Annotated in this window: 21 protein-coding genes and 1 tRNA gene; 14 read left to right on the top strand and 8 right to left on the bottom strand. The window is 67.8% G+C overall.

The window, feature by feature from the left end; genetic code table 11:
* Positions 1–13: 13 nt before the first annotated feature.
* Positions 14–1270 (top strand): threonine/serine exporter family protein, encoded by a 1257-nt coding sequence (locus FR943_RS16330; RefSeq protein ID WP_217159033.1) that lies wholly within the window; start codon positions 14–16, stop codon positions 1268–1270.
* On the opposite strand, the gene FR943_RS16325 is transcribed toward FR943_RS16330, so the two are convergent.
* Positions 1264–2397, bottom strand: coding sequence for a PrsW family intramembrane metalloprotease (locus FR943_RS16325; RefSeq protein ID WP_218045810.1), 1134 nt, complete (start codon positions 2395–2397; stop codon positions 1264–1266). The genes FR943_RS16330 and FR943_RS16325 overlap by 7 nt on opposite strands.
* Before the next feature lie 214 nt (positions 2398–2611).
* On the opposite strand from FR943_RS16325, the gene rpsA reads away from it, so the two are divergent.
* From rpsA to FR943_RS16310, 3 genes are all read left to right on the top strand, one after another.
* Complete coding sequence (gene rpsA, locus FR943_RS16320; RefSeq protein ID WP_217159029.1) at positions 2612–4054, top strand: 30S ribosomal protein S1; 1443 nt, start codon at positions 2612–2614, stop codon at positions 4052–4054.
* Positions 4055–4129: 75 nt separating this feature from the next.
* Positions 4130–5293 carry a dephospho-CoA kinase gene (coaE, locus tag FR943_RS16315; RefSeq protein WP_217159027.1) on the top strand — a complete coding sequence of 388 codons (1164 nt, stop codon included), beginning with the start codon at positions 4130–4132 and terminating at the stop codon, positions 5291–5293.
* Positions 5294–5409: 116 nt separating this feature from the next.
* The gene (locus tag FR943_RS16310; protein WP_217159025.1) at positions 5410–6144 is read left to right on the top strand and encodes a FadR/GntR family transcriptional regulator; all 735 of its coding nucleotides are present in this window, start codon (positions 5410–5412) and stop codon (positions 6142–6144) included.
* 3 nt (positions 6145–6147) lie between these two features.
* On the opposite strand, the gene FR943_RS16305 is transcribed toward FR943_RS16310, so the two are convergent.
* Together FR943_RS16305 and FR943_RS16300 are read right to left on the bottom strand one after the other, a co-directional pair.
* Positions 6148–6711, bottom strand: a complete 564-nt coding sequence (locus FR943_RS16305; RefSeq protein WP_217159023.1) for a hypothetical protein — start codon at positions 6709–6711, stop codon at positions 6148–6150.
* Between the two features lie 23 nt (positions 6712–6734).
* On the bottom strand, positions 6735–7241 hold the full coding sequence (locus tag FR943_RS16300; protein WP_217159687.1) for a ribonuclease FAU-1 family protein: 507 nt from the start codon (positions 7239–7241) through the stop codon (positions 6735–6737).
* 68 nt (positions 7242–7309) lie between these two features.
* Here FR943_RS16300 and uvrB point away from each other — a divergent pair, with 68 nt between their 5' ends.
* The 3 genes from uvrB to FR943_RS16285 all read left to right on the top strand — a co-directional run bounded on the left by uvrB (position 7310) and on the right by FR943_RS16285 (position 11128).
* Positions 7310–9478, top strand: coding sequence for an excinuclease ABC subunit UvrB (uvrB, locus tag FR943_RS16295; protein ID WP_217159021.1), 2169 nt, complete (start codon positions 7310–7312; stop codon positions 9476–9478).
* Positions 9479–9523: 45 nt separating this feature from the next.
* Positions 9524–10906: an MFS transporter gene (locus FR943_RS16290; protein WP_217159019.1), complete on the top strand. Its 1383-nt coding sequence runs from the start codon at positions 9524–9526 to the stop codon at positions 10904–10906.
* 151 nt (positions 10907–11057) lie between these two features.
* Positions 11058–11128 (top strand) — tRNA-Cys (locus FR943_RS16285).
* Positions 11129–11240: 112 nt separating this feature from the next.
* Here FR943_RS16285 and FR943_RS16280 read toward each other — a convergent pair.
* Together FR943_RS16280 and FR943_RS16275 are read right to left on the bottom strand one after the other, a co-directional pair.
* Positions 11241–11639 (bottom strand): hypothetical protein, encoded by a 399-nt coding sequence (locus FR943_RS16280; protein ID WP_217159017.1) that lies wholly within the window; start codon positions 11637–11639, stop codon positions 11241–11243.
* Positions 11640–11694: 55 nt separating this feature from the next.
* Positions 11695–12327 (bottom strand): TetR/AcrR family transcriptional regulator, encoded by a 633-nt coding sequence (locus tag FR943_RS16275; RefSeq protein WP_217159015.1) that lies wholly within the window; start codon positions 12325–12327, stop codon positions 11695–11697.
* Positions 12328–12467: 140 nt separating this feature from the next.
* Between FR943_RS16275 and FR943_RS16270 the strand changes: the two genes are divergently transcribed.
* The 3 genes from FR943_RS16270 (at position 12468) to FR943_RS16260 (ending at position 15621) form a co-directional block, all read left to right on the top strand.
* A complete protein-coding gene (locus FR943_RS16270) occupies positions 12468–14039 on the top strand; it encodes a DHA2 family efflux MFS transporter permease subunit (RefSeq protein WP_217159013.1) in 1572 nt (523 codons plus the stop codon).
* Between the two features lie 49 nt (positions 14040–14088).
* Entirely contained in the window at positions 14089–14937 is an 849-nt protein-coding gene (locus FR943_RS16265) for an acyl-CoA thioesterase (RefSeq protein WP_217159686.1), read from the top strand.
* A gap of 240 nt (positions 14938–15177) precedes the next feature.
* A complete protein-coding gene (locus FR943_RS16260; protein ID WP_003884746.1) occupies positions 15178–15621 on the top strand; it encodes a universal stress protein in 444 nt (147 codons plus the stop codon).
* Here FR943_RS16260 and FR943_RS16255 read toward each other — a convergent pair whose 3' ends face one another.
* Positions 15622–16305, bottom strand: coding sequence for an MBL fold metallo-hydrolase (locus FR943_RS16255; RefSeq protein ID WP_217159011.1), 684 nt, complete (start codon positions 16303–16305; stop codon positions 15622–15624).
* A 73-nt stretch (positions 16306–16378) separates the two neighbouring features.
* On the opposite strand from FR943_RS16255, the gene uvrA reads away from it, so the two are divergent.
* Positions 16379–19273 carry an excinuclease ABC subunit UvrA gene (gene uvrA, locus FR943_RS16250; protein WP_217159010.1) on the top strand — a complete coding sequence of 965 codons (2895 nt, stop codon included), beginning with the start codon at positions 16379–16381 and terminating at the stop codon, positions 19271–19273.
* Between the two features lie 10 nt (positions 19274–19283).
* On the opposite strand, the gene FR943_RS16245 is transcribed toward uvrA, so the two are convergent.
* Together FR943_RS16245 and FR943_RS16240 are read right to left on the bottom strand one after the other, a co-directional pair.
* Positions 19284–20447: a winged helix DNA-binding domain-containing protein gene (locus tag FR943_RS16245; RefSeq protein ID WP_217159008.1), complete on the bottom strand. Its 1164-nt coding sequence runs from the start codon at positions 20445–20447 to the stop codon at positions 19284–19286.
* Between the two features lie 3 nt (positions 20448–20450).
* Positions 20451–20762: a hypothetical protein gene (locus FR943_RS16240; RefSeq protein WP_218045808.1), complete on the bottom strand. Its 312-nt coding sequence runs from the start codon at positions 20760–20762 to the stop codon at positions 20451–20453.
* A gap of 98 nt (positions 20763–20860) precedes the next feature.
* Between FR943_RS16240 and FR943_RS16235 the strand changes: the two genes are divergently transcribed.
* The 3 genes from FR943_RS16235 (at position 20861) to FR943_RS16225 (ending at position 24401) form a co-directional block, all read left to right on the top strand.
* A complete protein-coding gene (locus FR943_RS16235; RefSeq protein ID WP_217159684.1) occupies positions 20861–21364 on the top strand; it encodes a lipoprotein LpqH in 504 nt (167 codons plus the stop codon).
* Positions 21365–21447: 83 nt separating this feature from the next.
* Positions 21448–23205 (top strand): hypothetical protein, encoded by a 1758-nt coding sequence (locus tag FR943_RS16230; protein WP_217159006.1) that lies wholly within the window; start codon positions 21448–21450, stop codon positions 23203–23205.
* On the top strand, positions 23187–24401 hold the full coding sequence (locus tag FR943_RS16225; RefSeq protein ID WP_217159004.1) for a CHAT domain-containing protein: 1215 nt from the start codon (positions 23187–23189) through the stop codon (positions 24399–24401). The genes FR943_RS16230 and FR943_RS16225 overlap by 19 nt, the downstream gene beginning before the upstream one ends.
* Positions 24402–24428 lie beyond the last annotated feature (27 nt).

The following is a 24428-nucleotide window of genomic DNA, read 5'->3' as shown; positions in this document are numbered from 1 at the left end:
CGGTGGGCTCATCATGACCGAGACGGCGACGCACCAGCAGATCCGTTTTCTCGCCCGGTTGGGTGCGACGATGGGCGCCGCCAACTATCCGGTCACTCTCGTCCGTCAGATGGTGGAACGCGCGTCCGCCGCGTACGGGGTGCCCAGCGATTACGTGGCTTTTCCCAACCACGTGCAGGTGATCGGGCCCATCACGGAGTCGGGTACCCCGGTGAAGGCCGCTCACGTCAAAGATGACCTGCGGTTCGATCAGACATTCCCGTTGGCGCGGCTGGTATCCGATGCGATGACGGGTCGGGTGCGACCGGTCGAGGGTGAGGCTCGGCTGGACCGCATCCTGCAGGCGCCCGCCCGGTTTCCCAGTTGGGTCACGGTGCTCGGCTACGGGGTTCAGAGCGCCGGCCTGGCGCTGGTGTTGGAGCCTTCGCCGCTGAACCTCCTGGTGGCCACGGTGCTGGGGTTCATGGTGGGGGTTTTCTGCGAAGCCGGGCGCCGGGTCGGGCTACTGCAGCATCTGGTGCCGGCGGTCAGCGCGTTTGCCGTATCGGTGATCTGCATCGCCGGCGCTCATCGCCTGGGCTTCGACCATGTGAGCCTGCGTGCACTGATCCCGCCGCTGGCGATGTTCCTGCCGGGCGCGGCGATCACGCTGTCGGTGGTCGAGTTGACCGCGCGCGACGTGATCTCCGGGTCCAGCCGGTTGATCGCGGGCTTCATGCAAATCGCCCAGCTGGCGTTCGGCATCCTGATCGCCACCCAGGTGCTCGGTACGGACGGGAGTCAGCTCAGCCCCGAGGCCATCAACAAGATCGGGCCGTGGGCACCCTGGCTGGGAGTCGCGGTGTATTCGGTCGGCGTGATGCTCTTCCTGGCCCCACCGCTGTCCTTTCTGCCCTGGCTGGTGCTGATCACGTACACCGCCTTCACCGCGCAGTTCGTCGGCGACATGACCCTGGGCAGCTACGCCAGCGGGTTCTGCGGCGGGCTGGTGCTCACCGTGGCCGCGCTGACGATCTCCCGCCGGTCCGGCGCGCCCCCGGCGATCACCTTGATCCTGCCCGGCTTCTGGCTGTTGGTGCCGGGCTCGATGGGCCTGATCGGGGTGACGGAGCTGTTCGGCGCGGACGGCGATTCGGCGTTCCCCGCGACGGTCATCTCGATGATCTCGGTGGCGCTGGGGCTGCAGGCCGGTCTGGTGATCTGGCAGCTGGTCAAGCGCCGCGCGACACGTCGAGCGCTGGGCGATGGCCGACCGGACCCGGTTCAGTAGCGCACGGGTGCCTGGTAGTGGGCCATCCAGTGCAGGATCGGGGCGGCCGAGCGGGCGGCGGCCACGGCGTACACCTCCTCCTGCTGCAGCGCGTACGTCTGGGCGTCGCCGAACCCGCGGTCGATGCGGTCACGGACGAAGGCCAGTTCGACGACCGCGGCGGCGAAGGCCGCGACCGCCCGGCCGGCGGGGCGCCCACCGGCCAGGGTGGCCTGCCTGACGGCGTCGTGACGGGTGCGCAGGGAACCGAGCCAGGTGGCCTCGTTGTGGGTGATGAGGCCGGCGGCGACCATGCCGGGCAGTTTGGCGGCGACCACGTGCTGTTCGCGGCGACGGCTGAGGACGGCCACCACGATCATCGTGATGAACATCGGCACCATCCAGAACAGGTACACGACGAAGTAGGTGCCGGCGCCCACCAGCGACGAGCCGTTCCACAGGCCGTGCATCAGCACCGCGCCCAGGTAGCCGAGCAGGATGCACAGCGCCTTGCCGAGGCCGCTGCGCCGTTGCAGCGCGAAGTACACCCCGATGGCCGTCATCGTGGTGAACAGGGAGTGCGCGAACGGCGCCATGATCAGCCGCATCGCCGCGGTGAGCAGCGATCCGGCCAGGGAGTCGGCGCTGGCGATGTACATGATGTCTTCCAGCCAGGCGAAACCCAGGCCGACCAGACCGGCGTAGACCAGGCAGTCGGTCAGCGAGTTGAGCTCGTTGCGGCGCCGCCCGGTCATCATGATCAGCAGGAACAGCCCCTTGGCCGCCTCCTCGATGAACGGCGCACGGATCGCGACGGAGGCGAAGCTGGTGGCCCCGTCGACACCGGGGGCCAGCAGGGCGTCGGTGAACAGGCTCAGCACGAGCGACAGCACGATGGCCACCGCCGCGCCCCAGCCGAAGGCCAGCAGCAACAGCCGGGGCGGCTCGGGTTCCCAGCGGTCCAGCCACAGGTAGGCGAACAACGCCCCGGTCATCACGATGCTGGACAGCGTGAAGCCGATGATCGCGCCGACCGGGTTGAGTGCGGTGAACAGCAGCACCAGGGCGCCGATGACGACGCCGCAGGCGATGATCGCGGCCAACGGTGCACCGACCTTGCGGACCGGCCTGGGCAGTGGTGCGGTCATCGGAAACCACGGTCCGGGAGGTGGGCCGGGGGTCGGGGAGTACGCCACCCGCAGAAGCGTAGCGGTGCGACGCTCGGGGGAGGCGGTTTGTCCTGCGTGTGCCTGGTCGAGTACCCTCGTTACGTATCTGTGCACGCAGCTCGACACGTCACGGATGAGCAATACCGCAATCTATCTGTCCCTACGAGTAAACCTGTCCGGAGCAACCCACCACATGCCAAGTCCCTCCGTCACCTCGCCGCAAGTAGCCGTCAACGACATCGGCTCGGCTGAGGACTTTCTCGCCGCCATCGACAAAACCATCAAATACTTCAACGATGGCGACATCGTCGAGGGAACCATCGTCAAGGTTGACCGTGACGAGGTCCTGCTCGACATCGGTTACAAGACCGAAGGTGTCATTCCTTCCCGTGAACTCTCCATCAAGCACGACGTCGACCCCAACGAGGTCGTTTCCGTGGGCGATGAGGTCGAGGCCCTCGTTCTCACCAAGGAGGACAAGGAAGGCCGTCTGATCCTGTCCAAGAAGCGCGCTCAGTACGAGCGGGCCTGGGGCACGATCGAGGAACTCAAGGAGAAGGACGAGGCCGTCAAGGGCACCGTCATCGAGGTCGTCAAGGGCGGCCTGATCCTCGACATCGGTCTGCGTGGCTTCCTGCCCGCATCGCTGGTCGAGATGCGCCGTGTCCGCGATCTGCAGCCGTACATCGGCAAGGAGATCGAGGCCAAGATCATCGAGCTGGACAAGAACCGCAACAACGTGGTGCTGTCCCGTCGCGCCTGGCTGGAGCAGACCCAGTCCGAGGTGCGCAGCGAGTTCCTCAACCAGCTGCAGAAGGGCGCCATCCGCAAGGGTGTCGTCTCCTCGATCGTCAACTTCGGCGCCTTCGTCGATCTCGGCGGCGTCGACGGCCTGGTGCACGTCTCCGAGCTGTCCTGGAAGCACATCGATCACCCGTCCGAGGTGGTTCAGGTGGGCGACGAGGTCACCGTCGAGGTGCTCGACGTCGACATGGATCGCGAGCGGGTGTCGCTGTCGCTCAAGGCGACTCAGGAAGATCCGTGGCGCCACTTCGCCCGCACCCACGCCATCGGCCAGATCGTGCCGGGCAAGGTCACCAAGCTGGTGCCGTTCGGTGCGTTCGTCCGCGTCGAGGAGGGCATCGAGGGTCTGGTGCACATCTCGGAGCTGTCCGAGCGCCACGTCGAGGTCCCGGACCAGGTGGTCACCGTGGGCGACGACGCGATGGTCAAGGTCATCGACATCGACCTGGAGCGTCGCCGGATCTCGCTGAGCCTCAAGCAGGCCAACGAGGACTACACCGAGGAGTTCGACCCGTCGAAGTACGGCATGGCCGACAGCTACGACGAGCAGGGCAACTACATCTTCCCCGAGGGCTTCGACGCCGAGACCAACGAATGGCTCGAAGGCTTCGACAAGCAGCGTGAAGAGTGGGAGGCCCGGTACGCCGAGGCCGAGCGCCGGCACAAGATGCACACCACGCAGATGGAGAAGTTCGCCGCGGCCGAGGCCGAGGAAGCTGCCCGTCCGGTGTCCAACGGGTCGTCGCGGTCGGAGGAGTCCGGCGGTGGCGGCACGCTCGCCAGCGATGCACAGCTGGCGGCGCTGCGGGAGAAGCTCGCAGGCAACGCCTAAACAGCGCAACGACGAACGCCCCGGCCCTTTGGGTCGGGGCGTTCGTGGTTCCGGGGGCCTGACACACTGTTGGGCGTGCTTCGCATCGGGTTAACCGGCGGTATCGGCGCCGGAAAGTCAACAGTGTCGGCGACATTCAGTGAGCTCGGCGGCATCATCGTCGACGGTGATGTCATCGCGCGGGAAGTCGTCGAGCCGGGGACCGAGGGGCTGGCCAAGCTCGTCGAGGCGTTCGGGGATCAGATCCTGCTGCCCGAGGGGGCGCTGAACCGGCCGGCGCTGGCTGCGGTGGCCTTCAGTGACGACGAGAAACGCGCGACCCTCAACGGCATCGTGCATCCGCTGGTGGCGCATCGGCGCTCGGAGCTCATTGCGGCGGCGCACGAGGACGCCGTCATCGTCGAGGACATCCCGCTGCTGGTGGAATCCCAGATGGCGCCGATGTTCCCGTTGGTCATCGTGGTCAACGCGGACCCGGAGATCCGGGTCAAGCGGCTGATCGAGTACCGCGGGTTCACCGAGGAGGACGCCCGGGCCCGCATCGCCGCGCAGGCCACCGAGGAGCAGCGCCGCGCGGTCGCCGATGTGTGGCTGGACAATTCGGGGAGCCCGGGCGCGGTGGTCGAAGCCGCCCGGGCCCTGTGGCACGAGCGGATCCTGCCGTTCGCGCACAATCTGCAGATCCGGCGACCGGCGCAGTCCGACCCGGTCGTGGTGCCCTACGACGCGACGTGGCCGGAGCAGGCTCGCCGCATCGTGGCGCGGTTGAACACCGCGTGCGGGCACCGGGCGGTGCGCATCGACCACATCGGTTCGACGGCGGTGCCCGGGATGGACGCCAAGGACGTCATCGACGTGCAGGTGACGGTCGAGTCCTTGGCTGTCGCCGACGAACTCGCCGACGCGTTGTTGGCCGCCGGCTATCCCGTGGTCGCCGGCATCACCGCCGATACCCCGCACACCGACGATCCGGCGGTGTGGCAGAAGCGGTTCCACGCCTCGGCCGATCCGGGCCGGCCGACCAACGTGCACATCCGGGTGGACGGCCGGCCCAACCAGCGGTTCGCCCTGATGTTCGTCGACTGGCTGCGGGCGAACCCGGGTGTGCGGGCCGATTATCTGGCGGCCAAGCACGCCGCGGTGAAGTCACCCGACTACACCGTGGCCAAGGAGCCGTGGTTCCTGGACGCTTATCGGCGGGCCGCGCAGTGGGCGGAAACGACCGGTTGGCGGCCCTGAGGTAGGCCGGCGGCGCTGGGCTGCACCAGGTTTCGCACGGCCGGTGCGGTCGGTGGTCGAGCGCGTGGGGGCGTCCGGCTGTGCGGTAGCGTTTGGGACGTCCGAAGGGGGGACGAATGTCAACATCCAGACCGGCGTTGGTTCCGGTTCGGCAGATCGCGGCACATGAGCTGGTGGTCGACCAGATGCGGCGGGCCCTGGAGCTGGGGCAGTTCCGGCCCGGCGATCGACTGCCCACCGAACGTGAGCTCTCCGACCTGCTCGATGTGTCCCGGACCACCGTGCGCACCGCGGTGGCGATCTTGGAGGGCGACGGGCTCATCACGGTACGGCGCGGGCGGGGCGGCGGGTTCACCGTGCAGGCACCGCAGTATGACCCGGCCGAGATGCGTCGGGAACTGCGCCGCAACAAGCGTGAGATCCGGGATGCCTTCGATTACCGTGTCGTCGTCGAAACCGGCGCGGTCCGGTTGGCGGCCGAGCGACGCCGGGCCACTGATCTGACCGAATTGCGGAGTCTGCTGGCCGATATGGACGCGGCGCAGCGGATCGGGATGGCCGATCCGTCGGCGCAGCACACCGCCGAGTTCCAGACCCTGGACTCGGCGTTTCACCTGGGCATCGCCCAGGCGGCGCAGAACGATCGGCTGCTCGACGCCGTCGCCGATGCCCGCAGGCGGATGTGGGCCCCGGTGGGGGCGATCTTCGGCCGCCTGGAACCCAATGCCAACGACTACCACGAGTCGATCCTCGCGGCGATCGAGAACCGTGACCCCGAACTGGCTGCCGCGCAGATGGAGGCCCACATCAACGACACTCGGCACACGGTCGAGTCCTGGCTCAAACGCTGACGCTCAGGCGATCGGTGGGGCTTCCGGGGCGGGTTCGGCGCCGGGCTCGGCGGGGACGGGTTGGTCGGCGTCGATGGCCGGGTTGATCACCGAAGCCGGCAGCGAGGTGTTCAGGTTGGCGCCGCAGGGCAGGCTGCCGTAGTTGGGATCGTCCTTCGGGCGGGTCAGCCGCGGCGCGACGAAGGTGTCGGCCTGGGCCACCATCTGATCGTCCACCAGGATCTCGCAGTGCAGGTTCGCCGAATACGGCCAGTCGATCCGGACCGCCATCCCGGCGGCCTGGGGGTCGGACACCACACCGGTGGCTTCGAAAATGCGGCCGGGCAGCATCGACGGGTCGGCGGTGTTGATGTTGTCGTCGTCGATCTTGTACGCGATGGTCGCGTTGCGCGAGACGCCATCGATGCGGGCGCGGTAGGTGACGTTGTGAAGCTGTTGTCCAGGTGGTGGCTCGACCTGCGGTGTCGGGTCCGGATCGGCCTGGGCTGCGGCGGGAATCGCCAGCGCGCCAGCGAGCAGTCCGGCCAGCGCGGCAGCCGCTCCCCAGGCGTACTTAGCTGAGCTCATGAATCTTGACCTTACGCCCCTCGCTACGTCTCTCGCCAAGTCAGGGCCATGCCGTGGCCGGCCAGCCACCGATCCAGCCGATACCCGCAGCCGGCCAGGCCGGCGATCGCGGTGGCGGCGGTTTGCACGGCCCGCTCACCGACCTCTGGGGCCAGCAGGCCGTGCCGGACCGCGGTGAGCAGCTCGTCGACGTCACACAGCTCGACCTCGCGGCCGGTGCGCAACACCAGGTCCAGGTAGTGGTCCTCGGAGTGCCACCTGGCGGGGCCGGCGGTGTAGTGGCCCACGTCGAGGTAGAAGTCCTGATCCCGCTCATGGCCGGGGTTGAAGTGGAACACGCTGGCCCGCAAACCCAGCGTCGGCAGCAGCCAGGATTCCAGGTAGTGGAATTGCGCCCGACCCGGGGTCGGACGGGCCATGTACAGGCCCCAGGGTTCGACGGTGTAGACGTCAACCGCCCGCACGATGCCTTTGGGATCGGTGTTCGTGCGAGCGACCAGGTCGAATGTCTCGTGTTTGGGCGGGTGGATGTGGGTCAGCCTACGCGTGCAGCGAACAGGACCGGAAGTTGTCGGTGGACAGTTCTACGCTGGTGAGCATGGCCTTTGCGACCGAACATCCCGTGCTGGCGCATTCGGAGTATCGGGCTGTCGACGAAATCGTCCGGTCCGGTGCCCGGTTCGAGGTGGTCAGTGAGTATGACCCGGCCGGTGACCAGCCGGCGGCGATCGACGAGCTGGAACGCCGGATCAAGGGCGGCGAACGTGACGTGGTGCTGCTCGGTGCCACCGGCACCGGCAAGTCGGCCACCACGGCGTGGCTGATCGAGCGGCTGCAGCGGCCCACCCTGGTGATGGCGCCCAACAAGACCCTGGCCGCGCAGCTGGCCAACGAACTGCGGGAGATGTTGCCGCACAACGCCGTCGAGTACTTCGTGTCGTACTACGACTACTACCAGCCCGAGGCCTACATCGCCCAGACGGACACCTACATCGAGAAGGACAGCTCGATCAACGACGATGTCGAGCGGCTGCGCCATTCGGCGACCTCGTCGCTGCTGTCCCGGCGCGACGTGGTCGTGGTGGCCTCGGTGTCGTGCATCTACGGCCTGGGCACCCCGCAGTCCTATCTGGACCGGTCGGTGGAGCTGGAGGTCGGCCAGGAGGTGCCGCGCGACGGGTTGCTGCGGCTGCTGGTGGATGTCCAGTACACCCGCAACGACATGGCGTTCACCCGGGGCACTTTCCGGGTCCGCGGCGACACCGTGGAGATCATCCCGTCGTATGAGGAGCTCGCGGTGCGGATCGAGTTCTTCGGCGACGAGATCGAGGCGCTCTACTATCTGCATCCGCTGACCGGGGACATCGTCCGTCAGGTGGATTCGCTGCGGATCTTCCCGGCCACCCACTATGTGGCGGGCCCGGAGCGGATGGCGCACGCCATCTCGACGATTGAGGAAGAGCTGGAGCAGCGTCTGGCCGAGCTGGAGGGGCAGGGCAAGCTGCTGGAGGCCCAGCGGCTGCGGATGCGCACCAACTACGACGTCGAGATGATGAAGCAGGTCGGCTTCTGCTCAGGCATCGAGAACTACTCGCGCCACATCGACGGCCGCCCGGCCGGCTCGGCGCCGGCCACCCTGCTGGACTATTTCCCCGAGGATTTCCTGCTCGTCATCGACGAATCCCACGTCACGGTGCCGCAGATCGGCGGCATGTACGAGGGGGACATGTCGCGCAAGCGCAACCTGGTGGACTTCGGGTTTCGGCTGCCCTCGGCGGTCGACAACCGGCCGCTGACCTGGGAGGAGTTCGCCGACCGGATCGGGCAGACGGTGTATCTGTCGGCCACCCCGGGCGACTTCGAGCTCAGCCAGGCCGGTGGTGAGTTCGTCGAGCAGGTCATCCGCCCGACCGGTCTGGTCGACCCCAAGGTGGTGGTGAAGCCGACCAAGGGGCAGATCGACGATCTGATCGGTGAGATCCGCGCCCGCACCGAACGGGACGAGCGGGTGCTGGTCACCACGCTGACCAAGAAGATGGCCGAGGACCTCACCGATTACCTGCTCGAGCTCGGCATCAAGGTCCGATACCTGCACTCGGAGGTCGACACCCTGCGCCGGGTCGAGCTGCTGCGCCAGCTGCGTCTGGGGGAGTACGACGTGCTGGTCGGCATCAACCTGCTGCGCGAGGGTCTGGACCTTCCCGAGGTGTCGCTGGTGGCAATCCTCGACGCCGACAAGGAAGGTTTCCTGCGCTCCACGCGCAGCCTGATCCAGACCATCGGCCGCGCGGCCCGCAACGTGTCCGGCGAAGTGCACATGTACGCCGACAAGATCACCGATTCGATGCGCCAGGCGATCGACGAGACCGAACGCCGCCGGGCCAAACAGATCGCCTTCAACGAGGCCAACGGGATCGATCCCCAGCCGCTGCGCAAGAAGATCGCCGACATCCTCGACCAGGTGTACCGCGAGGCCGCAGATACGGAAGCCACCGATGCCGTTCAAATCGGTGGTTCGGGGCGCAACGCATCGCGGGGCCGGCGCGCACAGGGCGAGCCGGGCCGGGCGGTCAGTGCCGGCATCATCGAGGGCCGCGACACCACGAACATGCCGCGGGCCGAATTGGCGGATCTGATCAAGGATTTGACCGAACAGATGATGACCGCCGCCCGCGATCTGCAGTTCGAGCTGGCCGCGCGGATCCGTGATGAGATCGCCGACCTGAAGAAGGAGTTGCGGGGGATGGACGCGGCCGGCTTGAAGTGAGCCGGTGTTGACCTCAACCGCCGTTCAGCTTCTAGCGTCGTCAGCGTGACCGACACCGTGACCACCGATACCGGGACCTGGCGCCAACTGTTGGGCGCCCGTCATCTAGGTGCCTCCACCGTGCTCGCCGGCGGTGTGCTGCTGTATGCCACCAACGAGTTCCTCACCATCAGCCTGCTACCGAGTGCGGTTCCCGAGATCGGTGGCCAACGGTTCTACGCCTGGGTCACGACGGTGTACCTGGTGTCGTCGGTGATCGCCGCCACCACGGTGCATTCGACGCTGATGCGGCTGGGGCCGCGCCGGGCATACCTGTTGGGGCTCACGGTGTTCGGTGTGGGCAGCCTGGGGTGTGCGCTGGCGCCGAGCATGGAGGTCCTGCTCGTCGCGCGCACGGTGCAGGGCTTCGCCGGTGGGTTGCTGGCCGGTCTGGGCTATGCCGTCATCAATACCGCGCTTCCGAACACGTTGTGGATCAAGGCATCTGCACTTGTCTCGGCGATGTGGGGTGTCGGAACCGTGATCGGCCCCGCGGCGGGCGGGTTGTTCGCGCAGGTGGGGCACTGGCGGTGGGCTTTCGGCGGGTTGGTCGTGCTGACGGTGGCGATGGCCGCACTGGTGCCCGTGGCCCTGCCGGCGCGGGGTGCGTCGTCGGCTCCGGCGCCGGGCATTCCGGTGCGGTCGCTGGCCGTGTTGGGGTCCGCGGCGATGGCGGTCAGCGTGGCGGGCATTCCGCACGACTGGCGCGCCACGGTGGCGCTGCTCGGGCTCGGCGTGGCGCTGGTGGCGGGATTCGTGGCGGTCGATCGCCGGGCCGTGGCATCGGTGTTGCCGCCCAGCACATTCGGTGCGGGTCCACTCAAGTGGATCTATCTGACCCTCGGGGTGTTGATGGCCGCCACCATGGTCGACATGTACGTGCCGTTGTTCGGGCAGCGGCTCGGACATTTGACGCCGGTGCTGGCCGGCTTCTTCGGCGCGGTGTTGTCCGTCGGCTGGACGGCGGGGGAGTTCGTCAGTGCCTCGCTGCAGCGGCGACGGGTGATCACGCGCACCGTGGCATTCGCCCCGATCGTGATGGCGGCCGGGCTGGGCACCGGCGCTGTGTTGATCCGCGATGGCATGGCGCCGTGGTCGGTGGTGGGTTGGGCGCTGGCGCTGGTGGTCACCGGCGCCGGTATCGGTATCGCCTGGCCGCATCTGTCCGCGTGGGCGATGGGCAGCGTCGACGACCCGGCCGAAGGGCCGGCCGCGGCGGCGGCGATCAACACCGTGCAGCTGATCTGCGGGGCGTTCGGAGCGGGCCTGGCCGGCGTCGTCGTCAACGTGGTGGGCTCCGGCGATGCGGTGGCCGCGCGGTGGCTGTTCGGCGTCTTCGCCGTGCTTGCCGCCTTCGGCGCGGTGGCCTCGACCCGCTCTGCCCGGTAGCGCCGTCCAGCCTCGCGAGCGTGCGCGTCTGCCCCCGACGCGCCGCAAAATATCCGCAGTGTGCGCACACTCGTGGCGATCCATGCCCATGCAATCACCGAGATCGAAACACTTGGGCCACACCCGCATCACTGGCACTGTGTATCTCGATGCGGGTGTGTCTGAGTGGCTAGGAACCGGCCTGCAAAGCCGTTTACACGGGTTCGAATCCCGTCACTCGCTCGATGAGAAAGACGCCGGTGGGGCGGCATCTTTGACCACGGTCAGGGGTGCCGCCCCATCGCGATACCTCGGCAAAGCGCCCGTCAAACGACGAATTGCCGTGCCGGCCAGGTCAATCCGACCAGACCGAGAACGATCTGGAATCTTCGACCTTGCCGCCTTGGGTGGAGCAGGTGACTTTGTACCATTCGGTGTCCTCCGGATCGCGCTGGAGCACCAACTTCGCGGTGTCGCCTTTGCGAACATCCGCCGAGGCGTCGTCCCACATGATCTCGAAGGTGGCCTCGGCCACGCAACGGATGTCGTGTTCGGTGTCGTTCTCGATGCTCAACCAGACCTGGTTGCCCGACGCGCCCCAGTCGCAGTCCAGCGAGTCGCCGTCCAGCAACATCGTGCACATCCCGGTCTGTTCCCCCCGCGCCCAGGCCGCCGCCGGCCCGACCACTGTCCCGATGGCGGCAGCGGCCACACTGACCGCCGCGGCGACTGCGCATATTTGGATCGCGCGCATTACCAACCCCCCCGAATCCTCGTTAACTTCGTCAGGGTAGCGGAGGCGGCGATCGTTACCGCCCTGGAGTGTGACCGACTCCATGTCGATCGAGGAACCCGACGAGTTCGTCGATGAGCGCGGCCTTGGCTATACGCACGTCGGCGTTCAGCCAGGCGCCGATCGCCTGGGCGACGCCGCCGACGATGAAGTGTGCGGCCAGCGGAGGTCTACCGTCTTTCGTGCCGAACTGGCCGCTGACCTGCGCGGTGAACAGGGAGACGAAAGCCGCGGTCGATTCGAACCGCTTGGCGATCACCACGGGGTTGGTCTGGTGCGGGCTGAACAAGATCTGCCCGAGACGGCGATCGGCGGCGAGGACACGCACCAGTGCGGAGATGCCGACCCGAGAGCCATCGCTGTAGCGGGCCTTCGCCAACGGCCGCTCGACGGCCTGCACGACCCGGGCCAGGGCGCAGTCGTAGACCGCGGCCGCAAACTCGTCCTTGTCGGTGAAGCTCTCGTAGAAATAGCGCTGTGCCAGCGGTGCTCCCGCGCAGATCGCCCGAACGGTCAGCTCGCCGCCGCCCTGTGGATCGCCGAGGATGTCCAGTCCGACCTCGAGTAGCTGCCGCCGCCGGCGGGCGACCCGCGAATCGGTGGTGATTCCGCGGTAGGGACGCGTGTTGACGGTGGAATCGGCAGACATCGCGCACCAGTCTGACAGAACCACGGCCGATGGCCGGCCGGTCTGGAACTTGACGTCCGTTGACACGGACCGGGGCCGCCGATACTGTGCCAAATCTGGATACGCGTGTATCCAGATTATGGATCGCAACGGGGGTCGCGATGGTCGTTACCGGTAACAATCCGACGCTTGCCGAGGGGGCTCGAACCCGGCTGCGCTGGCTGGCCCTTGCGGCGTTGTGCTGGGCCGAGCTGCTGGTGTTCGTCGACAACACGATTGTCAACGTGGCATTGCCGACCATCGCAAAGGACTTGGGTGCCAACAACTCCGGCCTTCAGTGGGTGGTCGACATGTACACCCTGGTGTTCGCCGGACTGCTGCTGACCGGTGGCTATCTCGGCGACCGCTTCGGGCGGCGGCTGATCCTGCTTGTCGGTGTCGTCGGCTTCATGGCATTTTCGGCGGTCGCCGCGGTGTCGGGGTCACTGGGCCAATTGATCGGTGCCCGCGCCGGTCTCGGGCTGTTCGCCGCGTTGGTGTTCCCGGCCACGCTGGCGATCGTCGTCGTCATCTTCGACGATCTCACCGAGCGTGCGCTCGCCGTTGCCTTGTGGGCTGCGGTAGCCGGCGTGGCCGCCGCCATCGGGCCAGTGCTGGGAGGTTGGCTACTGGAGCACTTTTCGTGGGGCTCGATCTTCTGGGCGAATCTCCCGGCGGGTCTGCTGGCGTTGATCCTCATCCCGATTCTGGTGCCGCCCAACAAGAATACCGATGCCCAAGCGTTCGATCTGGGTGGCGTCCTGCTGTCCACGATCGGTGTTGCACTGTTTGTCTACAGCGTGATCGAGGCCCCCAATCACGGGTGGTCCTCGCTGCGCACCATCGCCGGGATCGCCGTGGGCGCCGGTGTCATCGCGGTCTTCGCAGCCTGGGAACACCGGAAGCCCAACGCGCTGTTCGACGTTCGATTGTTCGCCGACCGCCGGTTCGCGGCGGCTGCGCTGTTGATGGCCTTCGGGTTCTTTGCGCTGATGGGATTCGTGTTCTTGGTGACGCAGTACTTTCAGGCGGTAAAGGGCTATTCGCCGCTGGAAACCGGTATTCGCACCCTTCCGTTCGCGATCGTGATGGCCGTGCTCGCCGGACCGAGCATGTGGCTGGCCGACAAGCTGGGTTCAGGACGCACCGCCGCATGTGGGTCTTTGGTCTTGGCCGTGGGCTTCTGGTTGACCGTGCAATACGGGGTCGACACCTCTTATTGGCGCGTCATCGTCGTGGCGATGTCGACCATGGCCGCCGGGGTGGCGATGATCTCCGGCCCGGCCACCCTGCTGGTGCTCAACGAACTGTCGGCCGGTCAGGCCGGCGCGGGCGCGGCAGTCAACGACACCAGTCGCGAGATCGGCGGCACCCTCGGGGTTGCGGTGCTCGGCTCGATCCTGGCATCGGTCTATTCGTCGACGGTCGGTCGCGACCTTGCCGACGCGCCGCTCACGGCTGATGTGCGAGAAGCCGCACAGAGTTCGGTCATGGCAGGCGTGCAGATCGCACACCGCCTGCCCGCGCCGCTGGGCGCCCGGGCCGACGAGGTGGTCAAGGACGCCTTCATCGCGGGGTTCCACTGTGCGTCCTGGGTGGCCGGTGCGGTGTCGGCGGCCGCGGCGGTGGCCGGGCTGTGGGTGTTCGAACGTGCCGGCCGACGGGCCGCGGGGGCGCGCGCCGCGGTCTCCTGAACCCCGCCGCAACGACCGGCGGGCCGCATCGAATAATGCTGCGGTGCCCATGCTGCAGCTTGCCGAGATCCTGTCCACGCTCGACCTGGCCGAGTCCGGTGACGGAATCTTCGTCGCCGAGCAGAAGGACAACCCCACCCATCACATCGTCGGCGGACATATCGCCGCCCAGGCGCTGATGGCGGCCAGTCGCACCGCGACCGATCGATTGCCGCACAGCCTGCACGTTTATCTGCTGCGGGCCGGTGACGCCCGGTACCCGGTGCAGATGGAGGTGAACAAGCTGCGCGACGGTGGATCGCTGTCCACCCGCCGGGTCATCGGCCGCCAGGGGGACGAGGTGTTGCTGGAAGCGCTCGTCTCGTTCAGCGTGCCCATGGATGCGGCGGACTATCAGCAGTCGATGCCCGCGGTGCCCGGCCCGGACACGCTGCCCGCGGTGGAGGAGCAACTGCGGGCATTTGCCAATGAGGCCAACGGATTCTGGGTGCGCCCGCAGTGGATCGAGCGTCGCTACATCGACCCGCCGCCGCGGCTGGCGATGGAGCTGCCCGAGCCGCCGGAGCGCACCCGGATGTGGTGGCGCCCTGCAGAAGTCGTCACCGACGATCCGGTCGTCAACAGTTGTCTGCTGACGTACTTCACCGGCACCGCCTTGCTGGAGACCACGGTGACGATGCGACGGGCCACCCAGGTGAGTGTCTTCTCGGCCCTGATCGACCACGCGATCTGGTTTCACCGTCCCGCCGACCTCACGGATTGGCTGTTGTCAGACCAAGTTTCACCCAGCGGCATCAACGGCCGCGGCCTGGCCAGCGCCACGCTGTACAACCGCACCGGGCAATTGGTGTGCAGCGCGACCCAGGAGATGTACTTCGGTCGCCGGCGCGCCGATTGAGACTCATCGCATTCGTACCGTCGACGTGGCGCGCAAGCGAATTCGCGGCGCAGCGTCGCCTTCGTCACGGTCGGCACCGAATTTACCCTCGCGAGGGTTAACATCAGTGCCGGTATACGCCGTCGGAGATCAAGGCTCAGTTGTCGGTTGTCCGTGCGGGTGTCGTGATTCGCGCCCCTGGTCAGCAGGCAACGGGTTACTGTCTCGGGTGGCGTTGCAACTGACAGTGGGAGGGTATTGATGAGCGCGTATCGAACCGTGGTGGTCGGCACGGACGGATCTGATTCGTCGTTGCGTGCAGTCGACCGCGCCGGTCAGATTGCCGCCGGCTCGAATGCCAAGCTGATCGTGGCAACCGCCTATTTCCCCCAGAGCGAAGACCAGCGTGCCGCTGATGTGCTCAAGGATGAGGGCTACAAGATGGCGGGCAATGCACCGATCTACGCCATCCTGCGCGAGGCGACGGACCGGGCCAAGGCCGCCGGCGCGACGGACATCGAAGAGCGCCCGGTCGTCGGCGCCCCGGTCGACGCGCTCGTCGAGCTCGCCGAGGATGTCAAGGCAGATCTGCTGGTGGTCGGCAACGTCGGTCTGAGCACCATCGCCGGGCGCCTGCTCGGTTCGGTGCCGGCGAACGTGGCACGCCGGTCCAAGACCGACGTGCTCATCGTCCACACCAGCTGACTACCAACCGCGCTCGCGCCACTCCTGCAGGTGGGGACGTTCGGCGCCGAGCGTGGTGTCGTCGCCATGTCCGGGGTACACCACGGTGCGATCGTCGTAGATGTCGAACACCTTGGTGCTGACATCCCCGAGTAGCCGTTCGAAGTCGCCGGGCTTCCAGGTCTTGCCCACGCCGCCGGGAAACAGACAGTCACCGGTGAACAGGTGCGTGACGTCGTCGGCGCCGGTGAGCGCCAGGGCCACCGACCCCTCGGTGTGGCCCTGCAGGTGGATCACGTCGAACCGCAGCTTGCCGATCTCGACGGTGTCCCCGTCGGCCAGGATCCGATCGGGGGTGACCGGCAGCGGTTCGGCGTCCAGCGCGTGCGCGGCCGTCGGCGCGCCTGTGGTCTTGGCCACTGCCTCCAGGGCCTGCCAATGGTCGAAATGCTGGTGGGTGGTGACGATGAGGGACAGCGTCGGCGCGTGCTGTGCGATCAGATCCAGCAGCAGCTCGGCGTCGTTGGCCGCGTCGATGAGCACGCTTTCCCCGGTGGAAGCGCAGGTCACCAGGTAGCAGTCGTTGTCCATCGGACCGACCGAGACCTTGATGACGGAAGCTTTCGGCAGGGTGCGCCGGGCAGCGGTCCCTGGTTCCACGTGGCCGGTGTAGGTGTCGTCAACCGCGATATGAGGGCTGGTCATAGCGCCACCGTAACCGGCTTGTCGGTGGCCGCACATAGCATGGGCGTGAAGTCTGCCGTGGGAAAGGAAACGCGTGGCTGACCGCCTGATTGTCAAGGGTGCCCGCGAGCACAATCTGCGAGGAGTCGACCTCGATCTGCCGCGTGATGCGCTGATCGTGTTCACCGGTCTGTCCGGGTCCGGCAAATCCTCGCTGGCCTTCGACACCATCTTCGCCGAGGGCCAGCGCCGCTATGTCGAGTCGCTGTCGGCCTATGCTCGGCAGTTCCTCGGCCAGATGGACAAGCCCGACGTCGACTTCATCGAGGGTCTGTCGCCTGCGGTGTCCATCGACCAGAAGTCGACCAACCGCAACCCCCGCTCCACCGTGGGTACCATCACCGAGGTCTACGACTACCTGCGCCTGCTGTACGCCCGTGCCGGCAGCCCGCACTGCCCGGTGTGTGGTGAGCGCATCGCGCGGCAGACCCCGCAGCAGATCGTGGACCAGGTGCTGGCGATGGACGAGGGTCTGCGCTTCCAGGTGCTGGCCCCGGTGGTCCGCACCCGCAAGGGCGAGTTCGTCGACCTGTTCGAGAAGCTCAACACCCAGGGCTACAGCCGGGTGCGGGTGGACGGCGTGGTGCATTCGCTGACCGATCCGCCCAAGCTCAAGAAGCAGGAAAAACACGACATCGAGGTGGTCGTCGACCGGCTGACGGTCAAGGCGAGCGCCAAGCAACGGCTCACCGATTCGGTGGAGACCGCACTCAACCTGGCCGACGGCATCGTGGTGCTGGAGTTCGTCGACCGCGAGGACGACCATCCGCACCGCGAGCAACGCTTCTCCGAGAAGCTGGCCTGCCCCAACGGCCACCCGCTGGCCGTCGACGATCTCGAGCCGCGCTCGTTCTCGTTCAACTCGCCGTATGGCGCCTGCCCGGAGTGCACAGGCCTGGGCATCCGCAAAGAGGTCGACCCCGAGCTGGTCATTCCGGACCCGGATCTGACCCTGGCCGGTGGCGCCATCGCGCCGTGGGCCGTCGGACAGAGCGCCGAGTACTTCACCCGGATGCTGTCCGGGCTGGGCGATGCCATGGGCTTCGACGTCGACACCCCGTGGCGCAAGCTTCCGGCCAAGGCGCGCAAGGCGATTCTGGAAGGCTCCGATCACCAGGTCCACGTCCGGTACAAGAACCGCTACGGCCGGACCCGGTCCTACTACGCCGACTTCGAGGGCGTGATGGCCTTCCTGCAACGGCGCATGGAGCAGACCGACTCGGAGCAGATGAAGGAACGCTACGAGGGTTTCATGCGCGACATCCCGTGCCCGGAGTGCAACGGCACGCGGCTGAAGCCGGAGATCCTCGCGGTGACGCTGGCGGCGGGGGAGTTCGGCGCGAAGTCCATCGCCGAAGTGGCCGAGCTGTCCATCGCGGACTGTGCCGATTTCCTGAACGCCCTGACCCTGGGGCCGCGCGAGCAGGCCATCGCCGGACAGGTACTCAAGGAGATCCAGTCGCGGCTCGGGTTCCTGCTCGACGTCGGGCTGGACTATCTGTCGCTGTCCCGGGCGGCCGCGACGCTGTCCGGTGGTGAGGCGCAACGCATCCGGCTGGCCACCCAGATCGGTTCCGGCCTGGTCGGCGTGCTCTACGTGCTCGATGAGCCGTCGATCGGTCTGCACCAGCGCGACAACCGCAGGCTGATCGATACCCTGGTGCGGCTGCGCGATCTGGGGAACACCCTGATCGTGGTGGAGCACGACCTGGACACCATCGCGCATGCCGACTGGGTCGTCGACATCGGCCCGGCGGCCGGTGAGCACGGCGGCCGGATCGTGCACAGCGGTACCTATCAGGATCTGCTGACCAACCCCGAATCCATCACCGGCGCTTACCTTTCCGGCAAGGAGAGCATCGAGGTGCCGGCGATCCGGCGGCCCACCGACAAGCGTCGTCAGGTCACCGTGGTCGGCGCGCGGGAGAACAACCTCAGGGAGATCGACGTCTCCTTCCCGCTCGGCGTGCTCACCTCGGTCACCGGCGTCTCCGGGTCGGGCAAGTCGACCCTGGTCAACGACATCCTGGCCGCGGTGATGGCCAACAAACTCAACGGCGCCCGGCAGGTGCCCGGCCGGCACACCCGGGTCAACGGCCTCGATCAACTGGACAAGTTGGTCCGCGTCGACCAGTCCCCGATCGGCCGCACCCCGCGGTCCAACCCGGCCACCTATACCGGGGTGTTCGACAAAATCCGGTCGTTGTTCGCCGCCACCACCGAGGCCAAGGTGCGCGGCTACCAGCCCGGCCGGTTCTCGTTCAACGTCAAGGGCGGCCGGTGTGAGGCGTGCTCGGGTGACGGCACGATCAAGATCGAGATGAACTTCCTGCCCGACGTGTATGTGCCGTGCGAGGTGTGCCAGGGCGCCCGCTACAACCGGGAAACCCTTGAGGTGCATTACAAGGGCAAGACCATCGCCGAAGTGCTGGACATGTCGATCGAGGAGGCCACCGAGTTCTTCGAGCCGATCAGCTCGATCCACCGCTACCTCAAGACCCTCGTCGACGTCGGCCTGGGTTACGTGCGGCTGGGCCAGCCGGCGCCGACGCTCTCCGGCGGTGAGGCGCAGCGCGTCAAGCTGGCCGCCGAACTGCAGAAGCGTTCGACCGGCCGCACCGTCTACATCCTCGACGAGCCGACCACCGGCCTGCACTTCGAGGACATCCGCAAGCTGCTCAAGGTGATCAACGGCCTTGTCGACAAAGGCAATACGGTGATCGTGATCGAGCACAACCTCGACGTCATCAAGACCTCGGACTGGATCGTGGACATGGGTCCCGAGGGCGGTGCCGGGGGCGGCACGGTGGTCGCGCAGGGCACGCCGGAGGATGTGGCGGCCAACCCGGCCAGCTACACCGGCCAGTTCCTGGCCGAGCTGATCGAGGTGCCCGCGCCAAAACCCAAGCGGCGCAAGGTCAGCGCTTGAGCACCGCGCGTCAGCGTCGTTTCGACAGCGGCGACGGGAACCGCGGCTTGTGACGTACTCCGGTCAGCCATTCGGTCAGGGCATCGGCGCGCTGCTGCAGCGCGCGGGTACCTTCGCTGCCGATCTCCTCTAGCAGACGCAACTCGATGCGGCCGTCGGCATCCTGACCCCAGCCGCCCACGATCCGGCCGTTCCACCATGCCGTGGGCCCGCCGTTGCCGTTGGTGTCGAACACCTGGCGACGGTGCTCGCCGAGATACCAGTCCCGGTCGAACCAGCCCATGGTGGTGACGTCCAGACCGGGCAACAGCGCCGCCCAGGGCTCGGGTTCCGGTTCCACCTCCAGATCATCGGGTAGGGCGTAACCGGGGGAGCCGGCCAGATCCACTTCCACCGCGCCGATATCGCGCAGCGCGTGGCGGGCCCAGGTCAGGGTGTTGCCGAACCACCATTTGATGTCGGTGAGCGTGGCTGGGCCGAACGTCTGCAGCCAGGTCCGCACCAGCTGGGCGCGGGCCTGCTCCGGGGCGACGGGCGCCGGCCGCGCGCCCAACCAGTCCGCGGTGGCGGTCCAGCGGGGCCGCGAGGTGGTCCAGGCGCCGTCGTTGGGCCCGCGGACAATCTCGCCACGCACCCCGAGCACCGTCAAAACCCTTGGTGAGAGCGGTGTTTCACCGCCCCAACGCTTGCCGGGCGCCGGATCGTAGCTGCCGGCAAGCTCGGGCAGTGCGGTGCGCAGCTGGCTCGCGGGGGTCGGTCCGTGCTCGCGTAGGTGGGCCAGCACCGCCTGACATGCCGTGTCCAGCCATCGGGTGCCGTCGGCGGCCACACCGGCCTTCTCCACATCGCCGACGAGTTTGCGTTCCTCGTTACCGGCGACCCGGTCACTGGCGCCGGCCTGGACGGTGGACAAGTCCTCGGCGCGCACGACCCACAAGGTGCGCCGCATCGCGAGGTGTCTGAGCACCGTGCGCTGCTGGTAGAGCTCGGCGTCGAGATCCTCGATGCCGAACCCGGGCAGCCGTGCCCACAGGGACAGGTAGGGGGTCGCCGGGTCGGTGGCATGCAGTCCGACGAACGAGCCGGTGGTGGCGACGACTGAGGATGCCGGCCGGCTCAGGAAGTGACGCCGGGCCAGCCGAGCACGACGCTCGGCAACAGTGAACGTCCGCACCGCTCAGGCGTCGCCGTCGTCGCGCATGGACTCGCGGATCTGCTGCAGGCGCTCGGCCGCCGCCTGCTGCCGCTTCTCGTACTCGTCCTCGACCGCGCGGCCCTCGGGAGTCTCGGCGGCCAGCTCAGATGCCCCGAGTGCGGTGCCGTAGCGGTTCTCGATCTTCTCCCGGACCGCATCGAAGGTGGGCACGCCCGCGGCGGTGTAACCGGTGGCCTCGATGTTGTCGGGGACGTTCTCGGGGATGTCCTCGGGCTGGTCCGGCGGTGTGGGGTCCTTCGTCACGAAACCCACGTTACCTGCGGGAACCGACATTTCTTGGGATCGGTAGCAGATCGTCCCGCCTTGACTTGGGAACACGACGGAGCCATCGGGGCGACGGGTACACGAAGGGGAAGACCGGAATGAACAAGATCAACCGAGTCATCGCAGGGGCCACCGGATTGCTCGCGGTGGGCGCGGCTGTCGTGGGCTGCTCCGACACGTCCGCCGACACGCCCGACGGCCAACCTGCCGACAAGCCGGCCGCATCGGCGACCGACACCAAGGTCAGCTCAGGCAGCAATGCCCAGGTGAAGGTCGACGGATCAGATCTGGCGGGCCTGGACCTGAACTCGGTCACCTGCGTCAAGCAGGGCGGCAAGATCAACGTGGCGAGCGCCGCGATCGGCGGCCAGCAGGGGCTGGGCGTGGTGATGACCGACGAGGCCACCCCGAAGGTGGAATCGCTGGGCCTGGTCTATGACGGCAGCGCCCTGGCCGTCAGCGAGGCGATGGGCGCCAAGGTCGGCTCGGCCGAGGTTGCGGTGGACGGTGACACCTACACCATCACCGGTGAAGCGTCGGGCGCCGACATGAAGAACCCGATGGCCGGGATGATCTCCAAGCCGTTCACCATCACGGTGAGCTGCAGCTGATCCGTCCCGACGGCGGCGGGCGTGCCCACCGACGCGCAGTACACCGCGTCCGGGCGCGCCCGCCGTTTCTATATGGTGCAACGGTGACGATCGAGGGGGACCTGCGGCGGGCGCGTGACCTCGCGCTGGCCGCCGACGAGGAAGCGGCCCACGATCTCCTGGTGTCGCTGTTGCCCCGGATCGAGCAGGCCGACCGCGACGACTACGCATTCGAGGTGTTCGCCCAGCTGGGTGAGATTTTCCTGGTGCGCACCGCCTATGACGGTGTGCTGGAAAGCATTTCCCGGATCCGGGACACCCTGGCGATCTACGTCGCGATTCGGTCGGGGCAACGGCCCGACCTGGCCGCCGAGACCACGATGTCCGACTCCGAGATCGATCACATGGTCTGTCGGTACCGCCGCCGGGTGGAGTTCCTCGACGCCGGTCTGGCCGCGGCCCGCGGCGACCACGACGCCGCCGCGGTACACCTGAAGGCCCTGCTCGAGGTCGGTGGGGATTTCGACGATCTGACGGTCGAACATCGGCACCTGACCTGCCACGCCCGGATTCTGATTGCGAGCGCGTTGTGCGAGGACGACCTCTACGCCGCGTCGGTGCCGGTGTGGGCGGAGGTACTCGCCGATCTCGACGATCGTGCTGCCCCCGGCGCCGATGCCCTCGAGGCCGATCATCTGTTTGTCACCGCGGCGCTGGCCTACGGCCGGTTCTGTGTCGAGACGGGCCGTCTCGACGAGGCGCAGCCGTGGCTGCGGCGGGCCGGCGCCCGCGCCGAGGCTCGTGGCTGGCGGTTGGCCCGCGCCCGCAGCCAACTGGAACGAGCCGCTGGGGCCTGGTCGGCGGCCGAGTACGCCGACACCCAGGACCTGGTGACCGAGGCCTACCCGGTGATCGCCGAGCACTCCCGGGCCCACGAAGTGTCCCGAAGTTGGCTGTACTTCGGGCTGATCCGGGTGGGGCTCGGCAAGTTACGGGAGGCCGATGAATGCTGGGGATACGCCGAGCGGCATTGGCGTGAGATCGACCGGCCCCTGCATCTGCACCGGATCTTGTTGCAGCGCAGTTGGATCGCGCTTTTCCGTGGCATGTTCGACGAGGCCATCGCCATGGTGGAGGAGGCCAGGGCGCTGCTGGACGGCTCACCGCGGCACAGTTGGCTGCAGTACGCCCGGTTGGATGCCCACCTGGGCAACATCTGGCGGGCCGACGCACTCGCCGGAATGGGCTTCGACGGCCTGGGTAAACCGGGCCAGAGTTGGGAAGAGGTGGAGGCCCGTCATGCGGCGGGGTCCGGCACGTACAACTGCCGTCCCGGGAGCCGTAAATATCGGCGCGCCATGGTGAAACTGGCGCGGGCCGTCGACCTGAAGGTACCCGCCGCGCTGGCCGTGGATTCGGTGCGCTACACGATCACCGACGCCGGAGCGCGGTCCCGCTGGGCACGTACCGTCTCGGCGCCGATGCTGGCGGGGGCGTTCGCCGTGGCCTGGGAATCGGACGACACCGAGTTGATCTGCGAACTGATCGAATACCACAACGCGCGAGGGACTTTCAGCACCGAGTCGGCGGATACCCAGGTCGGCGAGCCGGCCGGGGACTGGGCTGAGACCGCGACCGCGGTGGTGCCGGTGGAAGCCGAACTCGCCCCGCAACTGGCCGTGGCCGCGGCAGCCGGTCCAGTGGAGGGGCCCGCTGCCGCGCTGACCAGGCTCGGACCGTTGCCGCCGCTGCGGATGGATCCGAGCTCGGGGCCGATCATGAGCCGGTACCGGGAGCTGGCCCGGCAGCGGTACGGCCGTGACGTCACCGCGCCCGGCGGGGAATGGGTGACTTGGCCGTGACCCGAACCCTGGTCCTGCGATTCGCCGATGTCGGTATCGCGACGTACGTGAGCCTGCGGGTGGTCGGCGAGCCGAAACGGTCGCTCACCTGGGTGCTCGAGGAACCGCAACTGGAGGCGATCGCGGCCGCGCTCGACCCGTCGCTGCCGGATCCGGTCGGCGGCGAATCCGCGGCGCAGGCGATCGAACGTGCCGTCACCACAGGAGCATTCGCCACCCCGGACACTGAGCTCGAGCTGGCCCGGTTGCTGGGTTCGCAGCTGCTCGGCCTCGAGGGCTGGAAGCTGCTGGCCGATTGCGTGGACTCCCCACGTCCGGTGCTCTTCGTGACGCCGAGCCCCCGGCTGGGGCAGGTGCCGTGGGGCCAGCTGGCCATGCCGGGACGCGACGGGTTCCGGTTGATGGAGTTGGCCGACGTGTTGATGTCCGTGCCGCCCAACATCGTTCACGCGCCGCGCCGGCGCGGCGCGTGGCAGGACCGGGCCGAGCGGCCGCCCGTGCTGTTGCTCGACCCGCGCATACCGGGACAGCGGCCGGATTCGGCCCTGGGATCGGTGCTGGGCCGGCCATCACCGCAGACTCCGCTGTCGCGGCACTTCGGTGAGCTCGTCGCCGATCGCGCAGTGCTGCCCGCCGTCGCCGATCCGGTCGAACTGTTCCGGCGCACCGACACCGACCGGCGCCGGCTGGCCGAAATGTGCGCCCAGGATCCGAGCCGGCTGCTCTACGTCGGGCATGCCAGCGCCGCCGACGGCGACGCCGGGTACGCCGACCGGGCGGCCCTGCATCTGGCCGAGGACCGGCCGCTGACCGCGGGGGAGATGATCGCAGCGCAGCTGCCGATCCCGCCCCGGGTGGCGTTGCTGGCGTGCGCGTCCGGTGGCGACTACCGATTCGACGAGGCCGCCGGTCTGGTCGCGGCGATGATCCTGGGCGGCGCGCAAACGGTGACCGCGACGCTGTGGTCGCTGCCGACGACTGCCGGATTCGGACAGTTCAGCCCGGTCGGAGCCGCCGCGGATCCGATGGCGGAGATCGTCTCCGGGGTGGATCTCGCCCACCGGGACGACGAGGCGGCCCGGGCCGTGAACCGCTGGCAGCGGGCGCAGATGCGACGCTGGCGTGATGGCGACCTCACCGCCAGCCCGCTCTATTGGGGCGCGTTGGCCACGTTCGCCGTCGACGGCGCGAGGTGAGGCGGGCCGCCGCCACTATCGTGGTGC

Source organism: [Mycobacterium] fortunisiensis (assembly GCF_019050325.1).
Taxonomy (GTDB): domain Bacteria; phylum Actinomycetota; class Actinomycetes; order Mycobacteriales; family Mycobacteriaceae; genus Mycobacterium; species Mycobacterium fortunisiensis.
Note: the sequence above shows the minus strand (reverse complement) of the source record. Positions and strands in the feature narration are given on the sequence as shown.

Bases quoted from the DNA above. Each gene is read 5' to 3' on its own strand.
- FR943_RS16330 (WP_217159033.1), top strand. From the start codon at position 14: ATGACCGAGACGGCGACGCACCAGCAGATCCGTTTTCTCGCCCGGTTG.
- FR943_RS16325 (WP_218045810.1), bottom strand. From the start codon at position 2,397: ATGACCGCACCACTGCCCAGGCCGGTCCGCAAGGTCGGTGCACCGTTG.
- rpsA (WP_217159029.1), top strand. From the start codon at position 2,612: ATGCCAAGTCCCTCCGTCACCTCGCCGCAAGTAGCCGTCAACGACATC.
- FR943_RS16310 (WP_217159025.1), top strand. From the start codon at position 5,410: ATGTCAACATCCAGACCGGCGTTGGTTCCGGTTCGGCAGATCGCGGCA.
- FR943_RS16305 (WP_217159023.1), bottom strand. From the start codon at position 6,711: ATGAGCTCAGCTAAGTACGCCTGGGGAGCGGCTGCCGCGCTGGCCGGA.
- uvrB (WP_217159021.1), top strand. From the start codon at position 7,310: ATGGCCTTTGCGACCGAACATCCCGTGCTGGCGCATTCGGAGTATCGG.
- FR943_RS16280 (WP_217159017.1), bottom strand. From the start codon at position 11,639: ATGCGCGCGATCCAAATATGCGCAGTCGCCGCGGCGGTCAGTGTGGCC.
- FR943_RS16275 (WP_217159015.1), bottom strand. From the start codon at position 12,327: ATGTCTGCCGATTCCACCGTCAACACGCGTCCCTACCGCGGAATCACC.
- FR943_RS16270 (WP_217159013.1), top strand. From the start codon at position 12,468: ATGGTCGTTACCGGTAACAATCCGACGCTTGCCGAGGGGGCTCGAACC.
- FR943_RS16265 (WP_217159686.1), top strand. From the start codon at position 14,089: ATGCTGCAGCTTGCCGAGATCCTGTCCACGCTCGACCTGGCCGAGTCC.
- FR943_RS16260 (WP_003884746.1), top strand. From the start codon at position 15,178: ATGAGCGCGTATCGAACCGTGGTGGTCGGCACGGACGGATCTGATTCG.
- FR943_RS16255 (WP_217159011.1), bottom strand. From the start codon at position 16,305: ATGACCAGCCCTCATATCGCGGTTGACGACACCTACACCGGCCACGTG.
- FR943_RS16240 (WP_218045808.1), bottom strand. From the start codon at position 20,762: ATGTCGGTTCCCGCAGGTAACGTGGGTTTCGTGACGAAGGACCCCACA.
- FR943_RS16225 (WP_217159004.1), top strand. From the start codon at position 23,187: ATGGGTGACTTGGCCGTGACCCGAACCCTGGTCCTGCGATTCGCCGAT.